Annotated in this window: 13 protein-coding genes and 3 riboswitches; of the genes, 5 read left to right on the top strand and 8 right to left on the bottom strand. The window is 69.8% G+C overall.

The features are described 5' to 3' along the window. Positions 1-134: 134 nt before the first annotated feature. A complete protein-coding gene (locus C8E99_RS10935; RefSeq protein WP_115932314.1) occupies positions 135-1,415 on the top strand; it encodes a siderophore-interacting protein in 1,281 nt (426 codons plus the stop codon). A 77-nt stretch (positions 1,416-1,492) separates the two neighbouring features. Here C8E99_RS10935 and C8E99_RS10930 read toward each other — a convergent pair whose 3' ends face one another. Continuing rightward, positions 1,493-3,505 carry an AMP-binding protein gene (locus C8E99_RS10930; RefSeq protein WP_425452927.1) on the bottom strand — a complete coding sequence of 671 codons (2,013 nt, stop codon included), beginning with the start codon at positions 3,503-3,505 and terminating at the stop codon, positions 1,493-1,495. A 141-nt stretch (positions 3,506-3,646) separates the two neighbouring features. After that, a riboswitch (SAM riboswitch) is annotated at positions 3,647-3,766 on the bottom strand. Positions 3,767-3,882: 116 nt separating this feature from the next. Between C8E99_RS10930 and C8E99_RS10925 the strand changes: the two genes are divergently transcribed. Beyond that, a complete protein-coding gene (locus tag C8E99_RS10925) occupies positions 3,883-5,571 on the top strand; it encodes a cation:proton antiporter (RefSeq protein ID WP_115932312.1) in 1,689 nt (562 codons plus the stop codon). A gap of 77 nt (positions 5,572-5,648) precedes the next feature. Here C8E99_RS10925 and C8E99_RS10920 read toward each other — a convergent pair whose 3' ends face one another. Continuing rightward, complete coding sequence (locus C8E99_RS10920; RefSeq protein ID WP_115932311.1) at positions 5,649-6,371, bottom strand: GNAT family N-acetyltransferase; 723 nt, start codon at positions 6,369-6,371, stop codon at positions 5,649-5,651. A 314-nt stretch (positions 6,372-6,685) separates the two neighbouring features. On the opposite strand from C8E99_RS10920, the gene C8E99_RS10915 reads away from it, so the two are divergent. Continuing rightward, complete coding sequence (locus tag C8E99_RS10915) at positions 6,686-7,783, top strand: NAD(P)-dependent alcohol dehydrogenase (RefSeq protein WP_115932310.1); 1,098 nt, start codon at positions 6,686-6,688, stop codon at positions 7,781-7,783. 73 nt (positions 7,784-7,856) lie between these two features. On the opposite strand, the gene C8E99_RS10910 is transcribed toward C8E99_RS10915, so the two are convergent. From C8E99_RS10910 to map, 6 genes are all read right to left on the bottom strand, one after another. Continuing rightward, the gene (locus tag C8E99_RS10910) at positions 7,857-9,521 is read right to left on the bottom strand and encodes a sodium:solute symporter family protein (protein ID WP_115932309.1); all 1,665 of its coding nucleotides are present in this window, start codon (positions 9,519-9,521) and stop codon (positions 7,857-7,859) included. Then, positions 9,518-10,171: an OsmC family protein gene (locus C8E99_RS10905; protein ID WP_170144585.1), complete on the bottom strand. Its 654-nt coding sequence runs from the start codon at positions 10,169-10,171 to the stop codon at positions 9,518-9,520. Before C8E99_RS10905 ends, C8E99_RS10910 begins: the two co-directional genes overlap by 4 nt. Positions 10,172-10,213: 42 nt before the next feature. After that, entirely contained in the window at positions 10,214-11,131 is a 918-nt protein-coding gene (locus tag C8E99_RS10900) for an ABC transporter permease (RefSeq protein WP_245952262.1), read from the bottom strand. Further along, entirely contained in the window at positions 11,128-12,147 is a 1,020-nt protein-coding gene (locus C8E99_RS10895; RefSeq protein WP_115932307.1) for an aliphatic sulfonate ABC transporter substrate-binding protein, read from the bottom strand. Before C8E99_RS10895 ends, C8E99_RS10900 begins: the two co-directional genes overlap by 4 nt. Positions 12,148-12,235: 88 nt before the next feature. Beyond that, positions 12,236-13,078 (bottom strand): ABC transporter ATP-binding protein, encoded by an 843-nt coding sequence (locus C8E99_RS10890; RefSeq protein ID WP_211309032.1) that lies wholly within the window; start codon positions 13,076-13,078, stop codon positions 12,236-12,238. 10 nt (positions 13,079-13,088) lie between these two features. Next, positions 13,089-13,184, bottom strand: a riboswitch (SAM riboswitch). Positions 13,185-13,404: 220 nt separating this feature from the next. Next, positions 13,405-14,187 (bottom strand): type I methionyl aminopeptidase, encoded by a 783-nt coding sequence (gene map, locus C8E99_RS10885; protein WP_115932306.1) that lies wholly within the window; start codon positions 14,185-14,187, stop codon positions 13,405-13,407. 65 nt (positions 14,188-14,252) lie between these two features. Between map and C8E99_RS10880 the strand changes: the two genes are divergently transcribed. After that, complete coding sequence (locus tag C8E99_RS10880; protein ID WP_115932305.1) at positions 14,253-14,540, top strand: helix-turn-helix domain-containing protein; 288 nt, start codon at positions 14,253-14,255, stop codon at positions 14,538-14,540. Between the two features lie 90 nt (positions 14,541-14,630). Further along, positions 14,631-14,723: riboswitch (SAM riboswitch) on the top strand. A 6-nt stretch (positions 14,724-14,729) separates the two neighbouring features. Further along, positions 14,730-16,133, top strand: coding sequence for an acyl-CoA dehydrogenase family protein (locus tag C8E99_RS10875; protein ID WP_115932304.1), 1,404 nt, complete (start codon positions 14,730-14,732; stop codon positions 16,131-16,133). Positions 16,134-16,315: the final 182 nt, after the last annotated feature.

Below are 16,315 nucleotides of genomic sequence, written 5' to 3'. Positions count from 1 at the left end.
GGTTCTCTCCCTTCCAATGCCTGCCCGGACTCTCCGTGGTCCGGCGTGCGAAGACCGGCCGACGCGCCTATCGGCTCCTCGGCACAGACCCTAGGCTGAACTGGAGGCACGATGACGTGCCACAGGAAGGACCCATGGGCAGCACAGACGAGAATGACCCGACGGCAGGTACCGGCCAGCCGTCGGGCGAGAGCCCGGAGACGGCGAGCGCGGCGGCGGGGAATCCAGCGGCAGCGATCGCGGCGGCCGGGAATCCGACAGCTGGGAGTGGCCAGCCGGCGGGCGTGAGTTCCGAGCCGGGCGCCGAGGAGGCCTACGAGCGGTACCGTGCGGCCCGGGAACGCTATGCCGTGGCCAAGTACGAGTACAAGGCGGCGCAATACGCCCTGAAGGCTGCCCGGCTGCGCGAGCAGGTGGCGGCTGGCGGCACCGTGGGCAAGCGCGGGAAGGGGGACAAGTACGGCAAGTACGGCAAGTACGACCACCATCATCACCGCAGGCGCCACCTGCACGGCGGGCGTCAGGAGCGCAGCGACTATGGCCAGCACGGCCAGTATGGCCACGCGGATGGCGATAGCCAGGAGGGCGTGGTGCGCCGCGGAGCACTGGGACCGGTGGAGACCCGCGATTCGTCGGACCGCCGCAAGGGCAAGCAGGTGGTCCTGGACGTGGTCTCCACCGAGCCGCTGGGGGAGCACTTCCAGCGGCTGACCCTCGGAGGACCAGGGTTCGCCGACTTCCGGGACAACCACTTCACGGACAAGTACGTCAAGATCCTCTTCGTGGACCCGGCGCTGGGGCTGACGCCGCCGTACGACGTGCAGACGCTACGCAAGTCACTGCCAAAGCACCAGCGCCCTGTCCGCCGCACCTACACGGTGCACTCGGTGGACGCCGAGGCCGAGACCCTGGTGATCGACTTCGTACTGCACGGGGACACCGGAGTGGCCGGACCATGGGCGGCGGCAGCCCAGGTGGGAGATCCGGTGGCTTTCTCCGGCCCGGGAGGCAAGTACGCCCCGGACCCGGCCGCCGACGCTCACCTGCTGGTGGGGGACGAGTCGGCCCTGCCCGCGATCTCCGCGGCACTCGCCGCGATGCCGGAGGACGCCGCAGGGCAGGCCTTCATCGAGGTGGGCAGCCCCGCCGACGAATGGGAATTGACCGTGCCCTCGGGTGTGGAGGTGACGTGGCTGCACCGTGGCGGCGAGTACCGGCTCGGGCGCTCGCAGTTGGCGGCCACCGTGGAGGGGATCGGGCGGGCCGAGTGGCCTGCGGGACGGGTACACGCCTTCGTCCACGGGGAGAAGTCCATGGTCAAGCGCCTGCGCCGGCACCTGACCGAGGAGCGCGGCGTGGACCGGAGGATGCTGTCCCTGTCCTCGTACTGGACCTACGGCCAGGCCGACGACTAAGCCGCCAGGCCTCGTTGAGTCTGGAGCGATTCACACATTAGGCGGCTGATTGCGTGAATCCCTCCAGACTCAACCGTTCAGCGGCGCGTTGCCATGACGTCGGCGATCTGCCCGACGCACGGCTCGTTCTGCAGGGACGTGGTGTCCCCCAGGGCAGTGCCCTCGTAGAGCTGGGTGAGCAGGCGCCGCATGATCTTGCCGGATCGCGTCTTCGGCACGTCCGGCACGAAGACCACGTCCCGCGGCTTGGCCACCGGGCCGATCACGGTGCCCACATGCTGGCGCAGTTCCTCGGCGGGCGCGCGTCCCTCGGCGTAGCCGGCACGGGCCACCACGAAGGCGACGGCGGCGTGCCCGGTCTTGGCGTCTGGTACAGGGCAGACGCCGGCCTCGACCACACCGGGGTGGGAGACCAGTGCCGACTCGATCTCGATGGTGGACAGGCGGTGGCCGGAGATGTTGATGACGTCATCGATGCGGCCCAGGATCCAGATGTCCCCGTCCTCGTCATACTTCGCGCCGTCCCCGGCCAGGAACCAGCCCTGCTCGGCGTAGTCCTTCCAATAGGAGGAGTAGTAGCGCCGCGGATTGCCCCAGACGGTGCGTGCCATCGAGGGACCGGTGCGGGTGATCACGGCATTGCCCTGCAGGCCGGCGGCCACGGGCGCGCCGGAGTCATCCACCACGGCCACGTCCACGCCCGGCAAGGGACGGGAGCCACAGCCGGGCTTGAACCGCTCATCGTCCTGCCGCGGGGAGAGGATGGTCGCCCCGGTCTCGGACTGCCACCAGGTGTCCACCATGGGCACGCCCACGGAACCATCGCGGGGGACCTGCGTGCCGGCGTCGCCGGTTTCGGCCTGTGCCTCTCGGTCCAACTCGGCCAGCCGGTCCCGGCCGATCTGGGTGCGCGCCCAGGTCCAGGCCTCCGGGTTCACGGCCTCGCCGACGGTGCCGACGAGACGGATGGAGGAGAGGTCGTAATCAGTGGGGATGCCCTCGGGGAACCAGCCCATGAGGGAGCGGACCAGGGTGGGCGCGGTGTAGTAGCTGGTGACGCCGTAGCGCTCGATGACCTCGAAGTGGCGGCCTGCGTGCGGGGCGTTTGGCACACCCTCGTAGATGACCTGGGTGACGCCGTTGGAGAGTGGCCCGTAGATCTCATAGGTGTGGGCGGTGACCCAGGCCAGGTCCGCTGTGCACCAGTGGACGTCCTGCTCCCGCTCGGTGACATCCGGGTTGGAGAACAGGTAGTCGTAGGACCAGGAGGTCTGCACCAGGTAGCCGCCGGAGGTGTGCACCAGGCCCTTGGGCTGGCCGGTGGTGCCGGAGGTGTACATGATGAACAGGGGAGTCTCGGCGTCGAAGGACGAGGGGGTGTGGGTCTCGGGCTGACGGTCCACGATCTCGTGCCACCAGACGTCCCGGCCCTCGACCCAGTTCAGAGCGACCTCGCCGGAGTCCGTGTGTCCGGTGCGGTTGAGCACCAGCACGTGCTCGATGTTGTTCTCGCCGGAGACGGCCTCGTCCGCGTTGGCCTTGACCGGGACGGCCTTCCCGCGGCGGAACTGACCCTCGGAGGTCACCAGGAGCTTGGCACCGGTGTCCTCCACGCGGAACTTCAAGGCCTCAGCGGAGAAGCCACCGAACACGAGTGAGTGCACGGCGCCGATCCGGGCACAGGCCAGGGTGATGACGATGGTCTCCACCAGCACGGGCAGGTAGACGACCACGCGGTCGCCCTTCCCGATGCCCAGTTCGATCAGCGCGTTCGCGGCCTGGCTGACCTCCTTCTGCAACTGCGCATAGGTCACGGCGCGGCGGTCGCCGGGCTCACCCTCGAAGTACAGGGCCACCTTCTCCCCGCGGCCGGCGTCCACGTGACGGTCCACGCAGTTCACCGCCACGTTGAGGGTGCCGCCCTCGAACCAGCGGATCTCCGGACCGCGCTCGGCCTCCGGGGCCGGGGCTGTCCACGAGTGGGTGGTATGCCACTCGGTGTCCCAGTCGAGGCGGCGCGCGGCCTGATCCCAGAAGGCCAGACGGTCAGCCTCGTCCACCGGTTGGCCGTCACCGAGACCGCCGTGCAGCAGGTTCGCGGGACGGCCGGGATGGACGGTGGTGTCGGCGGAGTTCAGGACACCGTCCGGCAAGGGGCCCGGCAGGGGAGTCGGGAAGGCGCCAGTTCCGGCGGTGGTGGTGTTCGGGGCAACAGACAAGACAGAACCTTCTTTCCATCGAATCTGGCGGTAGCACCTGGTGGCCGAAACCGCGCCCCGGAAGGGGCCGGCGTCGACCACGGGTTGCTGCGGCGTCACAGAGCCAGATCTCTCGGCCGCTCGGGATGGTCGATTCCACTGTACGTCCGGGCCCCGGGGCCGGACCAAACCGGTGAAGCCGTGCTACGGCACCGGGATTAGTCTGGACGGGCATCGGTGACGCCATGACACCTGAACGGGGAGGCCCCATGGAAGAATTCGCGCTGCTGGCCGTGGCCGGCGTCCTGATCATCGTCCTCGTCTCACTCTTCGCCCCGAAGCTGGGCGTGGCCGCACCCATCCTGCTGGTGATCGTCGGCATCGGCTGCAGCCTGATCCCCGGGGCGCCCAGGATCCTGCTGGAGCCGGAGTGGATCCTCATGATCGCGCTGCCGCCGATCCTCTACTCGGCCGCGGTCAACGTCCCCATCACGGACTTCCGCCGGGACCTCGAGACGATCAGCGCCCTGTCCGTCCTGCTCGTGATCGCCTCCGCCTTCGCCACCGGGTGGCTGATCTGGTGGGTGCTGCCGGACATCGGCTTCGCCGCCGCGGTGGCACTGGGGGCCGTGATCAGCCCACCGGACGCCGTGGCCGCCACGTCCATCGGCAAGAAGCTGGGGCTGCCGCCGCGGCTGGTGATGATCCTCGAGGGGGAGGGGCTGGTCAACGACGCCACGGCGCTGGTCATGCTCCGCACCGCCATTGCCGCCACCGCCGGCAGCATCACGTTCTGGGGCGCCATCGGCGACTTCGTCTACGCGGTCATCGCGGGGGTGGCGGTCGGGCTACTGGTCGGGGCCCTCACGGTGTGGGCCCGCTCCCGGATCCGCCAGCAGCCGGTGCTCACCACGGCGATCTCCCTGACCGTGCCGTTCCTGGCCTACATGCCGGCGGAGAACCTGCACGCCTCCGGCGTCATCGCTGTGGTGGCGGCCGGGTTGGTCACCGGGCATCAGGCGCCCAAACGCTTCAGTGCCGTGGACCGGATCACCGACCGCACCAATTGGCGAACCATCCAGTTGCTGCTGGAGAACGGCGTGTTCTTGCTGATGGGCTTCGAGATCACCTCCATCGTCGCGGATGCCGAGTCCTCCGGCCGGGGGCTGTGGATGGCCGTCGCCCTCGCGGCCGCCTGCACCGTGATCCTCTTCGGGGTCCGCATCCTGTTCGTGGTCCCGCTGATCGCCCGACTTCGCGCCCGCCAGCGGAGGGTCCCCGAGGTCGCCGAGCATCTGGACGCCGCCCTGGAAGCCGTCGCCGAGGGCGATCAGGAGGCCAACCCGCGGCGCGCGGCGCGGCTGCAGCGGTGGCGTGCGGACGCGCAGTTCCAGGCCACCCACAGCCTCGGGTGGCGTGGCGGTGCCGTGCTGGCCTGGTCCGGGATGCGCGGAGCCGTCACCCTGGCGGCGGCCCAGTCGCTGCCCTCGGACATCCCCTACCGGGCCGAACTGATCCTGATCGCCTTCACGGTCGCCATCATCACCCTGGTGATCCAGGGTGGCACGCTGCCCCTGTTGATCCGCGTGCTCGGCATCAAGGGCACCAGCGAGGAGGCCGAGGGCCGTGAGGTCACCCGCCTGGCCGAGGAGATCATCGCCGCCCGCCAGGCCTTCCTGGACAATCAGGCGCTGCTGCGGGAGAACGGCAGACCCTTCGCCCCCGAGGTGCTGGAGCGGACCCGGAGCCGGGGCCTGGCCGCCACGGAGGCGTTGGCCGCCATGGTCAATGACGACGATCCGGACGGCCATGCCCAGCAGCACCGCGAACTGCGCCGCCAGCTCGTGGACGTGGAACAGTCCATCCTGCTCGACGCGCGGGCTGGCGGCACCTACTCCTCGCACACCCTCCAGCGGGCGCAGCATTTCATCGACGCGGAGTCCACCCGGATGTCATAGCCGTGCAGCGGAGGTCCAGGCTGGTCCGGGGTCAGGCCCGGGGCAGGCCAGGTACACATGCAGAGGACGCGGTGGTCTCACGGACGGTGGGCCACCGGGGCGCGGCCCACCTCCTCGACGGGCAGCAGCCGGACGCCCTCGGGCCGGCCGGCGGCCTCGAGCACGGGGCCGACGGGATACTGCTTCGGATCGGCGCCGGCCATGAACTCCTCCAGGGCAGCGGCCAGTCCCGCCTCCGGCAGCAGCCGCTGACCGTGGACGAAGCGCTCCGGCGGGGCCAGGACCAGCAGGAGCATGCCGTAGACGGCGTCCTGCGTCTCGTCGACCGGCGGCTGGAAGTACGGCACCTCCAGGATCCGCCCGCCCAGCCGGGCGTAGAAACGCAGCCGCGCGGCCGGGTCTCCGTGGACGGGGTGGGCCTGATGATGGGCGGGATGCTCGACCTCGGCGAGCACCACGGAGACCTCCGGGTCCGCGGTGATGCCGGCCAGCAACCCAGACAGCAGTGCCGTGCCCACGCCCCGTCCGCGCTGGTCGGCGCGAATGGCGACGTAGCTCAGCAGCACGGCCGGGGAGCCGGTGAAGGTGGCCGTGATGGCCACGGCCACGGGGTCCGACGCCTCGCCGACCACGCGCACCGTGGCCGAGCGCCGGGCGACGTCCTCGAGCAGCTCCTCCACCGAGACCAGTTCCCGGGGCGGGAAGTTCGGGACCAGCAGGCGCTCATGCACCCGCGCCACGGCGACGGGGTCGGTGACCGGAGTGCCGCCGTCGGGATGCGGGATGTCGGTGGCGTTCACGCGTGGGCTCCTGGTGTGTTGAGGGAAACGGACGAGGGGCAGACGTGGGGCGGGCGGTGGGTCTTGATGTCCTGGGGGTTCACCGAATCCTCATGCCATGGGAGATTACCGTGGTGACGAGCGAGACACCGCGACGTGACTGGAAAGACTGCGCCACTGAATGGAAAGGTTTACGCTTAAACCGTTGGGCGGACTAGACCCTTTCTGTCGTCACAGGGACGCGCCACCCTTCTGCGTGGAAGACGCGCCCCGCATCCACATTGCGCGCCAGCCGACCGAGGGCCCACGAGGCCTTCGAGCGATAGGAACGGTCCATGAAAACCCGAGCAGCTGTAGCCACCGCACCCCAGACCGACCTGGAGATCCGCGACGTGGAGCTTGACGCTCCCCGCGCGGACGAACTCCAGGTGCGGATCGTCGCCTCAGGTGTCTGCCACACCGACGCCATCGTCCGGGACCAGTGGTACCCGGTCCCGCTGCCGTCCGTGTTGGGTCACGAGGGGGCGGGCATCGTCGAGGCCGTGGGTTCTGACGTGCAAGGTTTCAAGGCGGGCGACAAGGTCGTGCTCGGTCCCGCCTACTGTGGGCGCTGCGAGCAGTGTCTGGCCGGACACCCCATGTTCTGCGTGAACTTCTACGACCGCAACTTCGGTGGCGGACGGGCTGACGGCTCGAAGTCCTTCTCCGATGACTCGGGTGAGATCAGCTCCCACTTCTTCGGACAGTCCTCCTTCGCCGAGCACACCAACGTGGTGGCCAGTGGTGCCGTCAAGGTCCCCGATGACGCGCCTCTGGACCTGCTGGGCCCACTCGGCTGCGGCATCATGACCGGCTCCGGCGCCGTCCTGAACGTCCTTCAGCCCCAGCCCGGATCCTCCGTGGCGGTCTTCGGCACCGGCGCCGTGGGCATGTCCGGCATGCTGGCCGCAAAGGCCGCCGGCGCCACGACGATCATCATGGTGGACATCGTTCCGGAGCGGCTCGAGTTCGCCAAGGAACTCGGCGCCACCCATACCGTCAACTCCAAGGAGACGGACCCGGTCGAGGCCATCAAGGAGATCACCGGCGGTGGTGTGGAATACGCCCTGGACACCACCGGCGTCCCGCCGGTCTTCGCCCAGATGACCAAGTCCCTGGCCACCCGAGGCCACGGCGCCCTGGTGGGAGCGGCGAAGTTGGGCACGGAGGCCCCGTTCGACATCGGCACCCTGTTGCTCAGCGGCATCAAGATCAGCATGGTGGTGGAGGGCGACGCCGTGCCGCAGGAGTTCATCCCACGGTTGATCGCTCTGCATGCTGCCGGCACGTTCCCGTTCGACAAGCTGACCAAGTCCTATGCGTTCGAGGACATCAATCAGGCCTTTGCCGATTCCGCCAATGGAACCACGCTCAAGCCCATCATCGTGTTCTGATCGACGTCAACGCGCAATGGGAGATGCACTGAGCGCGGGCCGGCCCACCGGGGCCGGCCCGCGCTCAGTATGGTCAGGTAGCCGGCTCCGAACGGGACGGGACGGCCTCGTCCGCGAGGTCCGGGCCGCCTCCCGCCGCCCTCGAGGCCCCGCCGCCCTCAGTCAACAGGACCACCGCCACGAAGACCGTGATCATGGCCGCGAGCATGACCAGGCCCACCAGCCCGAACTGCACGAGCCACGGCCACAGCGCCGCACCGGCCATCACCAGTAGCACGGCCACGACGACGGCCGTCACCCCGCGCTGTCGCGCGCGGCCCGGTGCCACTAGCTGCCAGCCCGACTGTGCCAGCGTCACGAGCACCATGCCCAGCAGGTTGGCGGTCATGCCCACCCACACCGGGTGCATGCCCAGGAAGAAGTCGGTGGCGTGGAAACCGGAAGCCGCGTACCAGCCCATGCCCGCGCCGAATCCGGCCAGCATGGCCGTCAGCGCGGCGGACCGGGTGGCCAGCGGCCAGAAGAACGCGGCGAGCACCGGGGCCAGGGTGGCCCCGTTGCGCAAGGTCCAGGCCATCACGTTCCACCACGCCGACTCCTCGGTGCGCAGCAGCGCGAAGACCACCATGACCACGGTCAGCCCGACCAGGGCCACGCGGGTGTAGCGGACCAGCTGCCGCTCCGTGGCCGCGGGGTTCAGCGCCGAGCCGAGGTCCCTGCCCAGCGAGGTGGCCCCGGAGAACTGGCAGGGCCCGGCCCAGCCAAGCGCGCAGGCCCACAGTCCCACGAAGAAGACCCCCGCGGCCCAGGGCGGCACCACTCCCGCGATGTACTCGGGGATGGCCACGAGCGGCAGGGCCTCGCCGGGCTGCACCAGGGCGGCGGCCACACCGATGACCACGCCCAGCAGGATCAGTGGGATGCCGAGGACGGCGGCACGGTACAGGCCCCGCTGGCCGTCCTCCGGGGTGCGTGCGGACATGGACATCTGGAAGGCCGCCTGGGCCAGGGGCACGTTGATGATGAAGGTGCCGAACCAGGCCACGATCAGGGACACGCCGGCGTTGGAGAGGACGAGCATCTCGGGCGCCGCAGCCGCGCGGGCCACGAGCCCGTCCGCGCCGCCGAAGCCCGGGTCGGCGAGCAGCACCCAGACGCCGACGAGGAACATCAGCCCGATCATGATGACGTTCATGGTCTGGCTGAAGCCGACCGAGCGCATGCCGCCGCCGGAGAGGAACGCCAGCAGGACCACGGCGGTCGCGGCCACGGACAGCGGCAGGGACAGGTCCGTCACCACGTGCAGGGCGGAGGCGAAGGCGATGGTGGTGGCCACGGAGTACATGGGGAACGTCAGCCCGGTGATGACCGAGCCGATGGCCTTCGCGGCACGGCCGAAGCGGTCCCCGATGATGCCGGTCACCGTCACCACGAGCTTCTCCCGCAGTGGCTTGACGAGCAGCAGCGCGATCAGCAGGATCTGCACGGTTTCGGCCACGCCGTACCAGACGGCGGAGATCCCGGTCCGGTAGCTCAGTTCCACGATCGCGATGTAGGAGGAACCGGAGAACAGCCCGGTGATGCAGAACGCCACGGTCCACGGCCCGAAGGAGCGCCCGCCCACGAAGAATCCGCCTTTGCCGGACTCCTGGCGCCGGACCATGATCCGCCCGCCGACCACGAGCCAGGCCGTGTAGGCCAGCGCCAGGATGATCGTCCATACGCCGGCCGCGGTCACGCGTCCGCCTCAGGTGCCCGGCCGGCGTCGGCGTTCTCGCAGGTGAACACGGGTTCCGGGGCGTCCACGGGGCCGATCCGCGGCTGGTAGCCGAGGGCCTGGTTGCAGGCGGCCTCGGCATCATGGTCCACGGTCCGCCCGGCGAAGGTCCAGGCCACGATCAAGCCTGCGCCCGCGTCCCGCAGCAGGTTCACGGCGGGGCAGGAGTGCTCGACGGCGGCCGCGAAGTCCCGCAGGGCGGTCGCGTCGGTCTCGGGCGTGCCGATGCTCAGCTGCAGCCGGTAGGTGTGGAAGTACGGTTGGACGTCGGCGGTGCCGGCCAGCCCGCGGCGATCCTGCCGGGCGAGCGAGTAGGTGTTGATCCCGGTCAGATCCAGGCCACGGCGGGCGGCCACCTGCTCCGCGGTCACGGTGATGCAGGCATCCACCGCCCCGGCGAGGTACTCCATGGGGGTGGGACCTTCGTTGCGGCCACCCACCGCCTCGGGCTCGTCCACCGTGAACTCGAACTCACGGACGCTCACCCGCGTCTGTTGCTGACCGGTCCACGTTCCGGCGGCGCGAAGGGTCTTCGACTCGGAGTCGAGGGGCGTCTCGCTGAATCGGGAGGGTGTTCGGGACGGATCTCGGAGGGGCTCAGAAGTGGACACGGCCGTCATTGTAGGACCCCCAGGCGAACAGTCAGGGTGGGTTCAGGACCAGCGGCGGATCGCCCGCTGCTCCACGAGGCCGAGGATCGCGTCCGTGAGCTTGCCGATGACGGCCAGCAGGATGATCGCCAGGATCAGCCGGTCGGTGCGGCCGTTGTTCTGCGAGTCGCTGAGCAGCCACCCCAGCCCCATGGAGGAGGCGATGAGCTCCGCGGCCACCAGGAACAGCCAGGCCTGGGCGAGGGCCAGCCGCAGGCCGGAGAACACGGACGGCACCACGGCGGGTAGCTGCACGGTCCGCAGCAGGCGCAGGCCGTGGTAGCCGAAGGCGCGGCCGGCCTCCACCAGGTGCGGGTCCACGTGCTTGAGCGCCGCATACACATTCGTGAAGATCGGGAAGAAGGCACCGATCGCCACCAGGGTGATCTTTGAATCCTCACCGATCCCCATCCAGAGGATCAGCAGCGGCACCCACGCCAGCGACGGCACCGCGCGGATGGCACCGACCAGTGGCGCGAGCACGGCGTCGGCCCAGGTGGACAGGCCGAGGATGGAGCCGATGACCAGGCCAAGGACTCCGCCGATGGCGAAGCCCAGCAGGACGCGCTGCACTGAGATGGCGATGTGGTGCCACAGGGATCCGTCGGCGGCCAGGTCGATCCCGGCGCTGATGACCGAAGCCGGCGAGGGCAGCTGTACCGGGGAGAACAGCCCCGCGGCGGTCGCGGCCCACCAGGCGATGACCAGTACCACCGGCAGCAGAAGCCCGACGACGGCCCGACCGCCCGGGGTGCCCAGGACCCCGCGGGTGCCCCGCTCGGTCGCCGGACCACCGCCGGCCCGGGTCCCTGAGCCGGAGCCCCGGCCGGCCGTCGTCGCGCCCCGATTGCGGCGCCCCACGGCCTCATCGGCTCGCTGAGATGCCGAGGTCAGGTGTTCGGGGGAGACGAGGGGGCTCACTGCGTGGCCTCTTCAGCGAACGAGGGCTCGAGGAGCTCAGCCAGGGCCTTGTCGACGTTCTCCTGGCTGGCCACGTCACCGGTCTCGACGAGGATCGGGCCGACGACCTCGAGGACGTCCAGTTGCGCCTGGCCGGGCACCGGGTCCACGTCCAGGTTGGACCGCTCCTCGATGACGGTCGTGGCCACGTCCTGCTCGAGGCCCGCCACCTCCGCGAGGATGGCCGCGGTCTCTTCCGGGTTCTCGATGGCCCATTCGCGGGCCTGCTCGTAGACGTTCACCACGGCCTGGGCCAGCTCGGGGGATTCCTCGAGGAAGGACTCCGTGGCATTGAGGAAGCCGTAGGTGTTGAAGTCGACGTTGCGGTAGAACAGCTCGGCGCCCTCGGCCTCGGCCCCGGCCATGATCGGGTCCAGCCCGGACCAGGCATCCACGGACCCGTTGTTCAGGGCGGCGTTGCCGTCCGCATGCTGGAGGTTCTGCACCGTGACGTCGGCCTCGTCCACGCCAGCCTCGCCGAGAGCCTGGATGAGGAAGAAGTAGGGGTCGGTGCCCTTGGTGGCCGCCACATTCTTGCCGGCCAGGTCCGTGACCTCGGTGATGTCTGAATCGGCGGTGGTGACCAGGGCGGACCACTCCGGCTGGGAGTACAGGCTGATGGTCTTGATGGGGGTGCCGTTGGCGCGGCTGAGCAGGGCGGCGGAGCCGGCCGTGGAACCCACATCGATGGCCTCCGCCCGCAGTGCCTCGTTGGCCTTGTTCGAGCCGGCGGACTGGATCCAGTTCACGGTGACGCCCTCGTCCGCGAGTTCCTCTTCCAGCCAGCCCTTCTCCTTGATGACCAAGGAGAGGGGGTTGTACGTGGCGTAGTCGATGTTCAGCTCGCCGCCCTCGGCGCCACCGCCGGCGCCGGCTTCGGCGGCCTCGCCACCGGATCCCTCGCCGGCCACGCAACCGGTAAGCGCGAGGGCCGCGATGGCGAGGGTGGCGACGGAGAGGGTGATGCGTGAGCGCATGGTGGTGCCTTTCGAAGGGTGCGGTGCGACCCGGGCTAGCAGGTGATGAGGCGCGGGGATTGATCGGGTACGGAGTGTGGGAGACGGATTAGCGGCGGTGGGCGTCCACGCCGAGGCCGCCGAGCAGCTCGGTTCGGAGCCGTGCCAGTTCGGCTGAGCCGCGGTCTCGGGGCCGTTCACCGGGAACAGTGACCACGGTGCGGGTGGTCGCGCCGGGGAAGGCGCCCGGAGCGGGATCCTGGCCGAGCAGCAGTATCCGGTCGGCCAGCTGGAGGGCCTCGTCCACGTCATGGGTGACCAGCAGGACCGTGGTTGCGGTCTTGGCATGGACGTCCAGCAACAGGTCCTGCATCTTCAGCCGTGTCAGGGCGTCGAGTGCCCCGAACGGCTCATCGAGCAGGAGGACGCCGGGCCGCCGGGCCAGGGCCCGGGCCAGTGAGGTGCGTTGGGCCATCCCTCCGGAGACCTCGCGGGGCCGGAGACTGGCGTGCTCGGCCAGGCCCACCAGTTCCAACAGCCGGTCGATGCTCTCGCGGCCCTCGGCCCGTCCCATGCCCGGGGGCAGCCCCAGAGACACGTTCTGGTGGAGGGTGCGCCAGGGCATGAGGCGGGGTTCCTGGAACCCGACGGCGGTGCGGGAGTCATAGGGGCGGACGGCGGACCCGCCGACCAGGATCTGCCCGGTGCTGCCGCTGTCCAAGCCGCCCACGGCACGCAGCAGGGTTGACTTGCCACAGCCGGAGGCGCCGAGGATGGCCAGGACCTCGCCCGGCTCCACGGTGAGGTTGATGTCCCGCAACACGGTGCGTGCGCCGTCGATGGTCGGGAAGGACCGGCCGACGTCGCGGAACTCCACCGCGAGGCTGGCGGTCTGGGCCGGCGGCGCCGTGCGGACGCTGGAACCGGGCACGGACTCGGCAAGAGCAGTCACGGTGAATCACGCTCCATCGGTTCTGGCATGAGCACCTTCCCGTGGGTCATACAGGAGGTTGCTGCGGCGTCACTGAGCCAGATCTCTCGGCCGCTCTGGATGGTTGATTCGTCCAGTGAAGCAGATAACGCCGTATCCATGTCAAGCGCGGGACACGTCTCGGCCACCGGATCTGCAGGCGTCGCAGCCACTCAAGGCGGTGATTTTCCCGTCATCGGCATGGATCACAAAACGTCATGGAACGTCATCTAGGAGCGTTTGCGGCCCGGCTGCGGCCTGGGGGTCCAGAGATGGGCCGGCGTGACGCAATATGACGCCGGAGCGAGTCAGGCGCGCACCGAAGGGGATGCGGTGAGCACCTCGGCACCGTCCTCGGTGATGGCGATCGTGTGTTCGCTGTGCGCCGTGCGGCAACCGGTCGCGCTGCGAAGTGTCCAGCCGTCGGTGTCCGTGGTGAGTCGGTCGGTGTCCACCATGGCCCACGGTTCGAGGGCGAGCAGGAGGCCGGGGCGCAGGATGTAGCCCCTCCCGGGCCGTCCGGTATTGGGGATGTGGGGATCCTGATGCATCGTGGAGCCGATGCCGTGGCCGCCGAACTCGGTGTTGACGGAGTATCCGGCCCCGTGGAGGACGGCTCCGATGGCGTGGGAGAGGTCGCCGATGCGGGCTCCAGGCCTAGCAGCGCCGATCCCTACCGCCAGGGCTCTCTCGGTGGTGTCGATCAGGGCGACGCTTTCGGCGGGGCGGGTCTGGCCGACGATGAAGCTGATGGCGGCGTCCGCGGCGATGCCGCGCAGGGAGACCGCGAGGTCCAGGGTCAGCAGGTCGCCGTCCGCCAGTGTGTAGTCGTGTGGTTTGCCGTGCAATACGGCGTCATTGACGGCCGTGCAGATGTAGTGGCCGAAAGGTCCTCTGCCAAAGGAGGGCTCGTAGTCAACGTAGCAGGAGCTTGCCCCTGCCTCGACGATCAGTGCGCGGGCCCATTCGTCGATGGCCAGGAGATTCGTGCCGACGAGCGCCCGGTTCCTCAGGGTCCGGAGGATCTCCGCGACCAGGGCTCCGGAGTCTCGGGCCCGGTCCAATTCGGCGGGTGTCAGGATCTCGATCATGCGCAACGTCCTCCAGGGGGCAATAACTATACCGGTCATATTATCCCGGTCATAGAATGAGATCCATGGTGAGGTTGCCGCTGGGCCCTGAGGAAATCGAGCGCGGAGAGCGCCTCGGCGCCCTGTTGCGACGGGCGCGGGCGAATCGCACGATGCTCGAGGTCGCACTCAATGCCGGCGTGTCTCCCGAGACACTGAGGAAGATCGAGTCAGGCAGGGTCGCCACGCCGGCCTTCCCGACCATTGCCGCCATCGCCGAGGTCCTCGGACTCTCCCTCGACGCGGTGTGGGCCGAGATCAACCTCACCGAGACGCGGGAACTCCGGCGATGGGGCCACCTGCGCCCACTCTGACCTCCGATGACTGCCCGGGCCGCCGAGGCCGGGTCGATACCGGAAGGCGCATTTGACACAGCGCACCACCACCCGGCTTGATGGAGGGGACCACCATCCAGAGCGGCCGAGAGATCTGGCTCGTCGACGCCGCAGCAACCCGCCCGTCAGGGGCCAGGGTGCTACCGCCAGGACCGATGGAGCTTTCACATGACGTCCGTGCCGTCCCGTTACACCACCTTGTCCGACCGCTTCGCCCCGGCTTTCGCCGAGGTGGCGCGGGGGGAGCTGCCCCGGGAGGCCGGCCGGCACCTGCCCTTCGCGGCCTTCGAACAGCTTCGGGAGCAGGGCCTGGGCGCCCTCAGCGTCCCGGAGTCCGCCGGGGGAGCGGGTGCGAGCCAGGAGGACGCGTTCCGGTTGCTGATGGATCTCGCCGCGGTGGACGCCAACACCGCCCACCTGCTGCGCAGCCACCTCAGCTTCGTCCAGCATGTGCTGGCCCAGCCCGACGGCACCGTGCGTGGCCGCTGGCTGCGGCGCGTGGCCGAGGGGGAGGTGGCCGGTAGCGCCCTGTCCGAGGGGCGCGACTCACCGCTCGGCGGGCTCGGGACCACCGTGACCCAGGACGAGGCGGGGCAATTGCTGATCAGCGGCAACAAGTTCTACACCACCGGCAGCATCTTCTCCACGTGGGCCCTGGCCACCGTCCGGCTGGACCCCAGCGTTTCCCGCGCCCTCCGGCGCAAGGTCCTGCCCCGCGGCACCGGATCCCAGCGCGCAACATCCCAGGGGCCAACATCTCTGGGCACGACGCCGGCCGCGGCCTTGCGCGGCCGGGGCGCCTCCCAGCGGGCCGACGTCGCGCTTGCCGTGGTGCGGGTGCGGCAACCGCGGATCACGGTAAAGGACGACTGGGACGGCTTCGGACAGCGCCTCACCGGGACGGGGACCATGGAGTTCCACGGGGCCGGCGTCGAGGAGCTGCTGGCGTTGCCGCCCGCCGACGGGCCGGTCCCGCTGCACCACGAGTCCACCCTGATGGCGTTGCTGGCGGGCATCGGACGGGCCGCGCTGCGTGACGGCGTGGAGCAGACCCGGCGGCGGAGACGCTCACCGAACACCGGAGGCGGGCTGACCCCGCGCGAGGACGACCAGCTGCTGGGGATCATCGGCGAGCTCTCCGCCCAGCAGGCCACCGCAGAGGAACTCGTGCGCGCCGCCGGACGGGACCTGGATGCGGCACTGGCACTCGCCGGCGTCGGGCAGGAGCAGCCGGGCGGGGGACCGGAGGGTGTGCCGGGTGGGCGCGTGGCCGGCGTCGGGATGGACAGCGACGGCGCCGCGGCCGAGGCGATGCACCGCGCCGCACTGACGGCGCACCGGGCCCATGTGATGGTGCCGAAGCTGGTGCTGGACACGTGCACGCGGATCTTCGACACGCTCGGTGCCTCCGCCACCAGCACGGACCTGCAGCTGGACCGGCACTGGCGCAATGCCCGGACCATCGCCAGCCACGATCCGGCCGTGTTCATGGCCCGGATGGTCGGCGATTGGGAGGTCAACGGGACCCGCACCGTGCCCTACCTCCAGACCGGCACCACCGACGAGGCCTGACGCCGACCCATCCGCAGGGCCGTCGGCTCCGAACACCAGACAGCACCCTGCTGCTGAGCAGGCCACCGGACCGGCCACCACCGGCCCACCACCGGACCAACACAGGAGAAGCCATGCGGATGAAGACACCACCCATGTTGTACGACGCCCCTGACAGGTAGCCCGGGCCTGGCCCCCTGCCC

The organism is Citricoccus muralis (assembly GCF_003386075.1).
Classification (GTDB): Bacteria; Actinomycetota; Actinomycetes; order Actinomycetales; family Micrococcaceae; genus Citricoccus; species Citricoccus muralis.
Note: the sequence above shows the minus strand (reverse complement) of the source record. Positions and strands in the feature narration are given on the sequence as shown.